We start from the raw sequence: 12,241 nt of genomic DNA, 5'->3' as shown, positions 1-12,241 counted from the left end.
AATGTGATGAGTCGAAGAATGAGACGTATCAGTCGCGAGCGATGCGCTTCCTGCGTCAGCACATTCTACTTGGCTGATTGGAACGATTTAAATGCCAGGGTCGATAGGACGACGGTTTATGATAGTCATGGTAACCTACTTTCTGGAGTCGCAGCAGATGCACTGAATTTCCGGGAAGCTCATGCAGGGGATCAAGGTGCTCCGTCAGCACAAGACTTCCAAAACAGAAAAACTCTATGGGAAAACGTTAGTAAAGTCATTTATGACCAGAATACCTATGGCAATATGGGCTGGATATTGAAATCGCTCGGCATTTCGTCTCAAAATAACAAGAACTACAATACCCAGTTTGGCATTAATCTAAACAAGCCAAAATTACAGGAAATTGTGTCTGCTATCCCAAGTAATTTGGTGGCGGGGCTATTGTTTCGGAATCCAATCGAACATTGCAGGAGCAATTGCAAGTCGAATTTGATATCCAGCCTGAAGGATTTGATATGTTGATCATGGACATGTTCGTTACACCACAGCAAGAAGTGCCGGTTATTGTTACCGTTGCTCAGACTAATCCCGCCAAATCTCCATCGGAGCCGCTGTATGGAGCGGTCGGGGTTTGCACGATTTCGCCAATTTTTGAACGGTTGAAACAAAAAACTAATTATTCATCTTTTTTAGATGATATGCCGCTTTATCCTGAAGCCGCTGCAGGTCAGCTGTTCCCGGAAGCGAGTGATAGTGCAGATATGCAGACCGCTATCGAAGCGGCTAAGATTGAGGTTGTACAGCAGCCCCACTATGGCGCAATGACTGCTAAAGGCGGATATAAGTATATGCCAAACGAGGGATATACGGGTAAAGATAAAGCTGTGTTCTTGGTGAATATCGACGGTCACATAGTAAAGGTGGAGGAATTTATCAATGTGATAGATGCCGATATATTTTCAGGAAAGTTCGAGGAAATATATAAAAAATATTGTCCACAAGAGCAGTGGACCATTCCTTCCAGTACTACGAAATCTAGTAGTGCCATGACTACCAAAATGCTTGATAAAAAGTTTAAGCCCGATTCCGCCAGTTTTAACGTTATATTTAGCAATCTTCTAAGCGCAGCCGTCGGTGAGACCCAAGGCGAGGGCGCCGATGCGGCCATGACTCTCGGCACTGACGCCTCAGGCCACGGCCGGTACATCGACTTTCTCCCGTACCTGAACGACGAATTCCTGACTACCAGCAACCAATGAATAGGACGTTAAAGCAAGTAGCCGTGCCGCTAGCTACAAATCCAATCAAGAGTTTTGCATGTCCATAAGCAGTGTATTAAGCCTTCAAAAAATAATTTTGATAATAAAACCAGCCACCTTTTTCAATAAGCTTCGCCATTGGCGACTGATGCTGGTGATTAGCCCTTTTTTATGCAACATAGCGCATGCGGAGACTCTATCTTACCTATTAGACATGGCAAGAATTAATGAACCTGCCTATCTGAGCGCCAAGGCCGCCGTACAGGCTGCCAGAGCGCGAACAGACCAGGCATTCGGCGGTTTGCTGCCGCAAATCAATGTGACTGCCAATGTTAATTTCAACAAGCGGAAGTATCTTACCCGTAGCTCAGAAGTACCGCCTGCGCAGGATCAATATGATAGCGATTCTGAACAAATAACCCTTACGCAGCCGATCTGGAAACGTCCAAGTTATATCGGCTTGCAGCAAGCTGAAACTGCGGCCTTTCAGGCAGAGCAGCAATTGGCGAATACCGAGCAGGAGCTTTTGGCAAAGGTCGTTTCCGTGTGGCTTGATTTGTTGGCCGCTCGGGATCAGGTGGTGTTTACTCAGCGCCAGATTGCTGTTGCCCAGCACCGATGGGAAGAGACGAAACGCGGCTTTGAGCTTAATTATATTGGTCGGCCGGAGCTTGAGGAGGCCAAGGCAAAACTGGGTCAAGCCATGGCTGAACAAGTATCTGCCGAAACGGATTTAAATCTTAAGCGTGCGGAATTGGAGCAAATCATCGGTAATGTCGACCAATTGACTCCTACATTCATGCGGACGGATGCCGAGCTTGCCGACTTGAGCGGTGAAAAGCTCAAAGCTGTGTTAGAAAGTGTGGAGGCTGGAAATCACAATATATTGGCAGCTATACAAGCTCATGAATCCGCTTCGCATGAGGTTCGCAAGCAGCAGGCAGGGCACCAGCCTACTCTGGATTTGGTCGCCAGCTATGGCAAAAATAGCCAGGCAGTCGGCGGTTTTCCAGGACAGGCAGGGTACGACATTATGCTGGGAACCGTTGGCTTGCAGCTCAATATGCCTATTTATTCCGGCGGTACTCAGTCAGCCAAGGTTGATGAGGCCGTTGCGCAAAAAGAGAAAGCCCGTTTCGATATTGATGCGGCACGAAATCTATCGATTTTATCTGCCAAGCAGGCGTGGTATGGCTGGTATTCCGCCTACTCAAAAGCCCGTGCCGCCGGGCAGGCAATCAAGGCCGCAAACTCAGCTTTACTAGCGGCGACAGTTGCCAGCCACAATGGCTTGAAGTTTGAAACAGCCGTCCTGGAAGCGCAGCAGAAGCTATCTGAAGCGCAACGCGATTACAGTAAAAGCCGTTATGACCAGGTCGTTAACTTTGTGAAGTTAAAATCGATTATGGGTGTTTTGCTAAATGAAGATATTGCGGCTTTAGATTCCCTTTTTGTGGACATGCCGACAGATGCAACGGATAAAGTTCTTACGGAGCTTGTCGAGTGAATCAACACACACAAGATAATGATTTGGCTCAAGAAGATCAGGCCTTAATCGGTGCATCGCCTTGGGATGCTTTTGTTAATGCAAATACATCAAATGAATTATGCCAAGCCTGGCTTGCTTTGATATGCGAACAAATTCCAGGCGCAAGCGCGGCAGCGGTATTGGTTGAAAACCAGGAAATGCAAATTTATGTGCCGATGGCCGTTTGGCCCAAAGCAAGTCCAAGCATGGGCCGACTGGCAAAAATAGTCGAGGTTTGCTTGCGGGACCGGCGCGGTGTTGTTCAGTCGACCGCTTCACCGCAACAAGTTGAAGATGCACCTGATCAGCCTGATTTGGCTCATTTAACCCAGATTGCTTACCCAATTCTTTTAGAGCAGCGCGTGAGTGCGATTGTTGCCGTTGAAGCCGCGTGCGATGATGGTGATGTCAATAAGATATTTCGTGACATTCATTGGGCCAGCGCCTGGCTGTCGAGCTTGCTTACCGGGCGGGAGCTGGAAGATGCAATAACTGCCAAGGCTCATGCCGGTTCGGTATTGGAAGTCATTGCGGTTGTTTTGCGTCATGGACAATTACAGCAAGTCTTATTCGAAATGGTCAACGAACTGCGGCAGCGTCTTAATTGCGCAAGGGTTGCGATAGGCTTGGTAAACAACGATAACGTCAAGTTGGCTGCGCTATCGGAAGCTGCAACCTTCGAGAAAAATACGTCGCTTGCCAAAGCTTATATGCGCGCCATGGAAGAGGCTTACGATCACGGCAAGATGGAACTGATCAATAAGAGCTCAGAGAATAATCATTTCCCAGTGCATCGCGAGCTGATGCAAATATCCGGTTCCAGGTCGGTTATTTCCTGTCCGCTTTTTGAGGGCGGGCGCAGCATGGGTGTGCTTGTATTAGAGTCGTCCGGCAAGGCTTTTGACAATGCAAACTTGGTTTGGCTGGATGCTTTTACTGCGATGGCCGCCCCGATTATTTCGCAGCGAAAAAAGGCGGAACAAAATGGCTGGGTGCGTCTGGCTGATGGCGCCAAATCGATACTGGCAAAGCTGTTTGGGCCGCGTTATTTGATATGGAAAGCGGCAGCGGCATCATTGGTTATATTGTTGGCGATTTTATTGCTGGTGCATATCGATTACCGGGTGACTGCAAAAACTGTCATTGAAGGAGAAATACAACGCGTCGTATCGGCTCCATTCGATGGCTTTGTCGGCGCGGCCTATGTCCGTGCAGGCGATACGGTCAAGCAAGGGCAATTGCTGGCGGCTTTAGATGATCATGAGCTGATGATCGAGAAGGCGCGCTGGTCGAGCGAGCGCGATCAGTACGATAACCGTCTGCGCGAGGCTATGGCCACTCATGATTTGGCGGAGGTGCAGGTACTGGGAGCCCAGTTGAATCAAGCTGAAGCTGAACTAAATCTGGTGACTAAAAAGATTGAGTATGCGCATTTGGTCGCTCCTTTTGACGGATTGGTTGTATCCGGCGATTTAAGTCAGCAAGTTGGAGCGCCGGTTGAGGTGGGTAAAAAATTATTTGAGATTGCGCCGTTGCAAAGTTACCGGGTCATTTTGCAAATAGATGAGAGAGAAATACGTCATATAAAAATAGGGCAGATGGGAATGCTGGTCATTACCGGCATAGCAGGTGATCCGCAAGCGTTGACGGTGCAAAAAGTGACGCCCGTCGCAACGGCGGAGGATGGAAAAAATTTCTTCAGAGTCGAGGCGAGTCTTTCCGATGCGTCTACGCGGCTTCGTCCAGGTATGGAAGGCATAGGAAAGGTTGTTACGGATCGGCATTCATTGTGGTGGGTGTTGATTCACAGCTTTACCGATTGGTTAACGCTGACATTGTGGACTTGGATACCATGAAATTATTTTGTCCACGAAAAGCACGAACAGTAATAAATAAATCGATGTGTTGTGTTTAATTTAGCCATTTTCCAAAGAGTGATGGTCTACAGTCTGGAATCTCTATGAATATGTTCGTGTCTTTCGTGGACAAAGTGCAGTTTTTCCAGATGAAGAGCTGTCAATGACTCGCAGTATTTTCAGTTCTTCATGGCACAGCGTTGCCGAGTTAAAACCGCGCCTGGCTCCGCAAGCGCGCGTGCATCGCCATGTGTATCGCGGCCAGGTTTGGTATGTGATGCAGGACCAGACCGGCGGACGGTATCACAGGCTTTCTCCGAGAGCTTATGCGCTGGTAAAGGGAATGGATGGCGCAAAGTCGGTTCAGACGCTGTGGGAACTTGCTAATACCGGAGGCGAAGGAGATGCCTGCACCCAAAACGAGGTTGTCGATTTATTGGTGCAAATGCATGCGGCCGACCTGTTGCAAGTCGATTCTGTGCCGGATTCGGTAGCGCTGTTTCAGCGGTATAACAAAAAACGCATTGCTATCTTGAAGCAGTGGTTCCTTAACCCGATGAGCCTTAAGCTGCCATTGGTCGATCCCGATAATTTCCTGTCGCGCTGGGTGCCGAGCTTGGCCTGGCTTTTTAGCCCGGCGGGCGCTTTGCTGTGGCTGGCAGTGGTGTTTCCTGCGATGTTTCTGGCGGCGCAGCATTGGCCGGAGTTGACCAACAATTTATCGGATAACGTGCTGTCATCAAGCAACCTGATGGTGATGGTTCTGGTTTTTCCGGTCGTTAAGTTGCTGCATGAGTTGGGACACGCTTTCGCGGTTAAAGTATGGGGCGGTGCAGTGCATGAAATGGGACTGATGTTTCTTGTCTTTGCGCCCGTACCCTATGTGGATGCTTCTGCGTCGGCGGCGTTCCCTTCAAAATACAAACGCGCCATCGTGGCGGCGGCAGGCATGCTGGTCGAACTTTTTCTTGCTGCGCTGGCACTGTATGTTTGGCTGTCGATTGAGCCGGGCATTGTTCGTGCGATGGCGTTTAACGTGATGGTGGTTGCCGGCGTTTCTTCGCTGGTGGTAAACGGCAATCCGTTACTGCGCTACGACGGCTATTATATTTTTACCGACCTGGTTGAAATTCCCAATCTCGCCCAGCGCGGGCAAAAGTACCTGACCTACTTTTGGGATAAGCATGTCTTTGGTGCGCATGATTTCGCCCCTTCGCATGAGACCCAATCGGAACGGCTTTGGCTGCTTTGTTATACACCGCTGGCATGGCTGTATCGTACTTTCGTGACGGTGTCTGTCATTCTATTTATTGCCGACAAGTTTTTTATTTTCGGCGTTCTACTGGCGCTATGGGGCGGTTTTAAACTGATCGCAATACCCTTATGGGCGGCTTATAAGCATGTGACAGGCTCAGCCAATTTGAGACGACGGCGTAAGGCGTCATTAGTGGTCTCGCTGACTATGCTGACCAGTATAGGATTGTTGGGCTTTGTCCTGCCGATGCCGCTTTATACCAGCGCCGAGGGAGTCGTCTGGTTGCCTGATCAGTCCATTTTACGTGCCGGGGGCAACGGTTTTTTTCGCCGCTGGTTGGTTTCTCCCGGCGTAAGGGTCAAGAAATCAACGCCGCTGTATGTCTTAGAGGATGATTTGCTATTCACCGAGCTTGCCGTCGCAACAGCCAAAGTTAAAGAAACCGAGGCAAAATATAACGCGGAACAATTTACTGAACCGACAAAGGCTGCGGTTTTGTTTCGGCAATTGCAAGGCGAGCAGGAGAAGCGGACTCAGATGGAGAAACGTGCTGAAAATCTGATCGGTTATGCCAATACCGAGGGTGTGTTTGTCGCTGCGCAGCCGCAAGATATGCCCTGCAAATATTTCAAAAAAGGCGACCTGATCGGCTATGTATTGGAACGCGATGCTTTATTGACGCGCGTGGTTGTTCTCCAAGACGATATAGATTTGGTGCGCTCGCGGCTGGCGTCGATAGAACTGCGGCTATCGAATTGGATCGCTCAAAGCCACCACGTTAACTTAGCCAGGGAATCCGCAGGCGGGATAAACGAACTGCCATCTGCGGCCTTATCGTTAAGCGGCGGCGGAACCATCGCCACCGTCCCCGACGATCCGGACGGATTGAAGACGGTCGAGCGCGTTTTTATCGTAGATATTGCACTGCCGGAGACTGTTTCAACGGTAACGTTTGGAGAGCGCGTACACGTTCGCTTCGATCATGGCAATGAGCCTTTAGCCTGGCAGGGCTTACGCCGTTTGCGGCAATTATTCCTGAGTCGCTTCGGTGTCTGATATTCGAGCGCTGATTGCCGGGCGCACCATAGAGGTTAGCGATGGCTGCTACGTCGAACGGGTCGACTTGCATGAATCCGAGCTTGAAGAGCGCTTGCGCGGGTTCATGGCCCACTTCTCTTCGAGCGGCACCGCTAAAGCCAAACGTTTTGTACAAAAAGTTAATGCGCTGGAGTCTTCCATTTGGAAGCATCAAGACGACGGTTTGCGCGCCGAGTTGTCTACAGTTGGTCGGGAACTGCAAAAAAAAGGCTTTCGCGATGATCTGCTGGTGATCGCCTTTGCAGTTATACGCGAAGCATCAAGACGCATACTGGGCATGCGCCATCATGATGTTCAGTTGATGGCCGGGCGTTTTCTGTTACAGGGAAAGATTGCCGAAATGTCCACAGGGGAGGGCAAAACGCTTGCCGCTACCTTAGCGATATGTACTGCCGCCGCCACGGGCGCTTCAGTGCATGTTGTTACCGTCAACGATTATCTGGCCGAACGCGATGCCGAAAAAAATGAGCCGCTGTTTTCTTTTTTCGGCTTTTCCCTCGGTGTAGTGATTCAGGATACCGCTCTGGACATGCGCCGCGAGCAATACGCCAATAATATTGTCTACGTTTCAAATAAAGAACTGACCTTTGATTACTTAAAGGATCGAATCGCGGCAGGCGGAGTGTTGCATTCCCATCTTAAACTTCGCCGATTGGAGAATAACCGTTCTGCGCCCGCATTAATATTAAGCGGTTTACATGTGGCCATTGTCGACGAGGCCGATAGCGTTCTGATTGATGAGGCGCGCACACCGCTGATTATTTCGGAAACGGTACCCGATGATATTGACGAGAAGGTTTATGACCAAGCCATTACCGTGGCGCAGCAATTAAAAGCCAATGTGGATTTTGTGCAGAGCAAGGACCGGGATATTTGGCTAACCGCGACAGGCAATCAAACGCTCAAGAGCCTTACTGAGGATTTGGATGGCTTATGGAAATCGACCTTATGGCGTCATGAACTGATACAAAAAGCCCTGTCGGCCCTATATTTGTTTCAACGGGATCAACACTACATCGTTGCAGAAAACAAAGTGCAGATTGTCGATGAGTTCACCGGCCGCGCGATGCCTGACAGGACTTGGGAGCGGGGGCTGCATCAGATGATTGAGGTTAAGGAAAATTGCGAAATAAGCGGGCAACGAAAAACCTTGTCACAAATTACCTATCAGCGATTTTTTGGACGCTATCTGCTCCTTTCAGGCATGACGGGAACTGCTAAAGAAGTCGAACCTGAGTTGAAGCGGTTTTACGATATTTCGGTGGCAAAGGTTCCGACGCACAAAGCCAGCCGTCGAAAAAGATTGCCGGATCGGGTGTTTTTGACTTCGGAAGCGCGATGGCAGCATGTAGCCGTTCGCACGGCCGAATTGGCGGCAATGGGAAGGGCCGTGTTAGTTGGCACGCGTTCCGTAGAAGGGTCTGAATATCTGGGCCGGCTCCTTGCCGACATGGGGCTTGTGCATACCGTGCTGAATGCGCGCCAAGACGATATTGAAGCGGAAGCGGTCGCACAGGCAGGTTTACCGGGCAAGGTAACGGTAGCCACGAATATGGCGGGTCGGGGCACCGACATCAAGCTATCGGATGAAGTGGCTGAAACAGGAGGGCTGCACGTTATATTGACCGAGTTTCATGAAAGTGCGCGAGTGGACAGGCAATTATTCGGCCGTGCAGCCCGTCAAGGCGATCCGGGGACTGTCGAAGCCATTGTCAGTTTGGAAGATGAGTTATTTATCAGATATGCGCCGTTAATCACGCGGGCAGCGGCAAGATCAATATTGCCAAATACCAGGTTCATACAAGAAAATCTTTTCCGCTTACTGGTTCTTTATGCGCAGACTAAAGCTGAGCATTATGCCCGTAAAATCAGGCTTGACACGATACGAAGAGATAAGAAATGGCGGCAGGCATTAGGCTTCATTGGCTTAGATAAGAAATAAGCGGTATATGATTAAAGCGTGATGATAAAGTGACAGGCAATAAAAAAGGCCTTAGGTTTGCACCTAAAGCCTTGATATTCTTGGAGCTGGCGATGGGAATCGAACCCGCGACCGGCTGATTACAAATCAGCTGCTCTACCGACTGAGCTACACCAGCAAAGAAGCGGGTATTATACACAACAAATCTTCTTTGGCTAGTGCTTTAGTGGATTATTTTGGCTTTCTTTTCGTTTTATTTTTGTTTGCAGAATACGGTTTGCTTTTTCCGGAACGGGGATTGTCCAGTCCGGTGTATTTGGTTTTAAAGCGTTGAATTTTGTCGGGCGTTTCAACCGTGCCTTTGGGCTGAAAGGTAGGGATCAAATGCTGCTTGCCGTTGCCGATCAATTCGCTGCGGCCCATATCTTTTAAGGCTTCGCGCAACAACGGCCAGTTTTTGGGGTCGTGATAGCGCAGGAAGGCTTTGTGCAGGCGGCGCTGCTTGAAGCTCTTGGGTATAGCAATGTCTTCGGCAAAGCGACTGACTTTACGCAAAGTGTCTTTGCCGGAGTGATACATGGCGGTGGCGATGGACATCGGCGAAGGCAAGAATGCCTGCACCTGGTCGGCCCTGAAACCGTTACGCTTTAGCCATAACGCCAGATTGAGCATGTCGTTATCGGTAGTGCCGGGATGGGCTGCGATAAAGTACGGGATCAAATATTGCTCTTTACCGGCTTCCTTTGAATACTTGTCAAACATTTCCTTGAAGCGGTCATAAGTGCCCATGCCCGGCTTCATCATTTTGGATAGCACGCCTTGCTCGGTATGTTCCGGAGCGATTTTAAGATAGCCGCCGACATGATGGGTGACCAGTTCCTTGACGTATTCCGGCGATTCTACGGCCAGGTCGTAACGCAGACCGGAGGCGATAAAGATTTTCTTGATACCGGGCAAGGCGCGGGCTCTGCGGTAGAGCTTAATCAGCGGCGTATGGTCGGTGTTCAGGTTGGGGCAAATGCCGGGGTAAACGCAGGACGGCTTACGGCAAGCGGCTTCGATTTCCGGGTCTTTGCAGGCCAGCCGGTACATGTTGGCGGTGGGGCCGCCCAAGTCGGAAATATGGCCGGTAAACGCGGGCGAGGTGTCGCGGATGGCTTCGATTTCCTTGATAATCGAATCTTCCGATCGGCTTTGGATGATCCGTCCTTCATGTTCGGTGATCGAGCAGAAGGTGCAGCCGCCGAAACAGCCGCGCATGATGTTGACCGAATGCTGGATCATTTCAAAGGCGGGCACGTTGGCGTTGCCGTATTCCTTGTGCGGTACGCGGGAATAGGGCAAGTCGAACACGCCGTCCATTTCTTTGGTGGTCAGCGGAATAGGCGGCGGATTAATCCACACTTGGCGCGTGCCGTGCAGTTGAATCAATGCGCGCGCGTTACCGGGGTTGGTCTCGCCATGCATGACGCGCGAGGCATGAGCATACAGTATCGGGTCGTCTTTTACTGTTTCATAAGCGGGTAGGCGTATGACGGTTTGCGCGCGCTGGTTTCTGATCTGCAATTTATCAAAATGAATGACTTTTTCGTCCGCATTGCTCTGTTCCGGTTTTTTATCGCAGGCAGGCTGTTCCTGGTACGGGTCGATAGGTATCATCGCCGCGCCGGGTTTATCAATATCGGTGGAGTCTTTAACCGCCCAGCCTTCCGGTATTTGTTTAACAAAGTGTACCGTGCCGCGTATGCCTTTCAGCTCCGATATGGCTTCGCCGTTAGCCAGGCGATGAGCGATTTCGACGACTTGGCGCTCGGCGTTGCCGTAAACCAGCAGGTCGGCTTTGGAGTCCAGCAGCACGGATTTCCTGACCTTATCGGACCAATAATCGTAATGCGCGATGCGGCGCAAACTGGCTTCGATGCCGCCGATGATAATAGGCACATCTTTATAAGCCTCGCGGCAGCGGTGCGAGTAGACGTTGACAGCGCGGTCAGGGCGTTTGCCCGCCGCGCCGTTGGGTGTATAGGCATCGTTGGAGCGGATTTTTTTGTCCGAAGTGTAACGATTGACCATGGAATCCATATTGCCGCCGGTCACGCCGAAAAACAGGTTCGGGCGGCCGAGCTTCATGAAATCCTTGGCGCTGGTCCAGTCGGGCTGGGAGATGATGCCGACCCGGAATCCTTGCGCTTCAAGCAGCCTTCCAATCAGCGCCATGCCAAAGCTCGGGTGATCGATATAGGCATCGCCGGTTACTAAAATCACATCGCAGGCATCCCAGCCGAGGTCGTCCATTTCCGCCTTGCTCATCGGCAAAACAGGCGCAACGCCAAAGCGTTGCGCCCAGTATAAGCGGTAACTGAACAGGTTGGGTTCGGTTTGTAAGGCGGTAGACATTATTTTTGTATCGAGTTGTTGATGACGCTGGAATTGTGTTTGGCTATCTCTTTTAAATAAGAGATAAATTCGATCTGGTAAAGCTGTTCAAGAATGATGGCTCTGGTTCTTAAATCTTTCATTGAATAGAGAGGAGCCTCTTTATTGAAGGCCAAGCCGATAATATTGCCACGGTTTTTAACGGGGAGAAATAGAACTCTCCAGTCAAAAGTACTTCCCAGCCACAGGGCAACCTGCTGGAATAGGGGATTGCTGAGGCCGCCCCAAAGGTTGATGACCAGCATGCCGTCTTTTTTCAGCAAAGCCTTACAGGCATCAAAAAAGGCATGATTACTGATTGATGACGCCATGCCTTCATGGTCAAATGCATCGATAAACATCAGGCTGTATTGTTCGCTTTGGCTTTCGGTTCGTTGGCGCACATATTTCGCACCGTCATCGATTATCATTTTCAGGCGCGGATCGAGGGGCAGGCCGAAATGACTGCGCGCGATCTTGACCACGCTTTCCCTGTATTCTATGGCTTTTAAACGGCAGTCCGGGAAGTGATGTAGCAGATGCTTGGTTAACGAGCCGCCGCCCAAGCCGATAATCAAGGCCTCATCATCCAGCGTGGGTTTGAACAACATCCAGCTGGTCATGGCGCGCACATAATTCAGGTACAGTTTATCCGGGTCGGACAGCAGCATGCTGCTCTGCCGGGGAAACGAGCCAAAGTGCAGGGACCTTACGCCATCACGCTCGACAACCTCTAAAATGCCGTCATCATCGTGACTTTCGTAGATAACCCGGCCTTCATATCTATACATAAACGCAGTAAGTTCTTAAAAGATTGGCTAAACATTATACAGGAGAATAGAGTTTAACTTGTGAGTGTTGATTCGGCGGTTCCGCGGGTGCAGTGGAAAGTCAGCGGAAGGAAAGAGTGTCTTGATCTGTCCGGTC

Annotated in this window: 8 protein-coding genes and 1 tRNA gene; 6 read left to right on the top strand and 3 right to left on the bottom strand. The window is 50.2% G+C overall.

Annotated elements, in window-relative coordinates; translation table 11 throughout:
- The first annotated feature begins 18 nt into the window (after positions 1 to 18).
- The 6 genes from Q8L79_RS18840 to Q8L79_RS18815 all read left to right on the top strand — a co-directional run bounded on the left by Q8L79_RS18840 (position 19) and on the right by Q8L79_RS18815 (position 8,920).
- Positions 19 to 504 carry a hypothetical protein gene (locus Q8L79_RS18840; protein ID WP_305274233.1) on the top strand — a complete coding sequence of 162 codons (486 nt, stop codon included), beginning with the start codon at positions 19 to 21 and terminating at the stop codon, positions 502 to 504.
- On the top strand, positions 459 to 1,241 hold the full coding sequence (locus Q8L79_RS18835; protein WP_305274232.1) for a hypothetical protein: 783 nt from the start codon (positions 459 to 461) through the stop codon (positions 1,239 to 1,241). The genes Q8L79_RS18840 and Q8L79_RS18835 overlap by 46 nt, the downstream gene beginning before the upstream one ends.
- A 214-nt stretch (positions 1,242 to 1,455) precedes the next feature.
- Positions 1,456 to 2,748 (top strand): TolC family protein, encoded by a 1,293-nt coding sequence (locus Q8L79_RS18830; RefSeq protein ID WP_305274231.1) that lies wholly within the window; start codon positions 1,456 to 1,458, stop codon positions 2,746 to 2,748.
- Complete coding sequence (locus Q8L79_RS18825) at positions 2,745 to 4,625, top strand: HlyD family efflux transporter periplasmic adaptor subunit (protein WP_305274230.1); 1,881 nt, start codon at positions 2,745 to 2,747, stop codon at positions 4,623 to 4,625. Before Q8L79_RS18830 ends, Q8L79_RS18825 begins: the two co-directional genes overlap by 4 nt.
- Before the next feature lie 163 nt (positions 4,626 to 4,788).
- Positions 4,789 to 6,936, top strand: coding sequence for a hypothetical protein (locus Q8L79_RS18820; RefSeq protein ID WP_305274229.1), 2,148 nt, complete (start codon positions 4,789 to 4,791; stop codon positions 6,934 to 6,936).
- Positions 6,929 to 8,920 carry a DEAD/DEAH box helicase gene (locus tag Q8L79_RS18815; RefSeq protein ID WP_305274228.1) on the top strand — a complete coding sequence of 664 codons (1,992 nt, stop codon included), beginning with the start codon at positions 6,929 to 6,931 and terminating at the stop codon, positions 8,918 to 8,920. The genes Q8L79_RS18820 and Q8L79_RS18815 overlap by 8 nt, the downstream gene beginning before the upstream one ends.
- An 81-nt stretch (positions 8,921 to 9,001) precedes the next feature.
- On the opposite strand, the gene Q8L79_RS18810 is transcribed toward Q8L79_RS18815, so the two are convergent.
- The 3 genes from Q8L79_RS18810 to Q8L79_RS18800 all read right to left on the bottom strand — a co-directional run bounded on the left by Q8L79_RS18810 (position 9,002) and on the right by Q8L79_RS18800 (position 12,105).
- Positions 9,002 to 9,077 (bottom strand) — tRNA-Thr (locus tag Q8L79_RS18810).
- A 53-nt stretch (positions 9,078 to 9,130) separates the two neighbouring features.
- Positions 9,131 to 11,296 (bottom strand): YgiQ family radical SAM protein, encoded by a 2,166-nt coding sequence (locus tag Q8L79_RS18805; protein WP_305274227.1) that lies wholly within the window; start codon positions 11,294 to 11,296, stop codon positions 9,131 to 9,133.
- Entirely contained in the window at positions 11,296 to 12,105 is an 810-nt protein-coding gene (locus Q8L79_RS18800; protein ID WP_305274226.1) for a spermine synthase, read from the bottom strand. Before Q8L79_RS18800 ends, Q8L79_RS18805 begins: the two co-directional genes overlap by 1 nt.
- Positions 12,106 to 12,241 lie beyond the last annotated feature (136 nt).

This window comes from Methylobacter sp., assembly GCF_030680395.1.
Taxonomy (GTDB): domain Bacteria; phylum Pseudomonadota; class Gammaproteobacteria; order Methylococcales; family Methylomonadaceae; genus Methylobacter_A.
Note: the sequence above shows the minus strand (reverse complement) of the source record. Positions and strands in the feature narration are given on the sequence as shown.

Excerpts from the sequence above, each read along its gene's own strand:
- Q8L79_RS18840 (WP_305274233.1), top strand. The coding sequence starts at position 19 with ATGAGACGTATCAGTCGCGAGCGATGCGCTTCCTGCGTCAGCACATTC.
- Q8L79_RS18830 (WP_305274231.1), top strand. The coding sequence starts at position 1,456 with ATGGCAAGAATTAATGAACCTGCCTATCTGAGCGCCAAGGCCGCCGTA.
- Q8L79_RS18820 (WP_305274229.1), top strand. The coding sequence starts at position 4,789 with ATGACTCGCAGTATTTTCAGTTCTTCATGGCACAGCGTTGCCGAGTTA.
- Q8L79_RS18805 (WP_305274227.1), bottom strand. The coding sequence starts at position 11,296 with ATGTCTACCGCCTTACAAACCGAACCCAACCTGTTCAGTTACCGCTTA.
- Q8L79_RS18800 (WP_305274226.1), bottom strand. The coding sequence starts at position 12,105 with ATGTATAGATATGAAGGCCGGGTTATCTACGAAAGTCACGATGATGAC.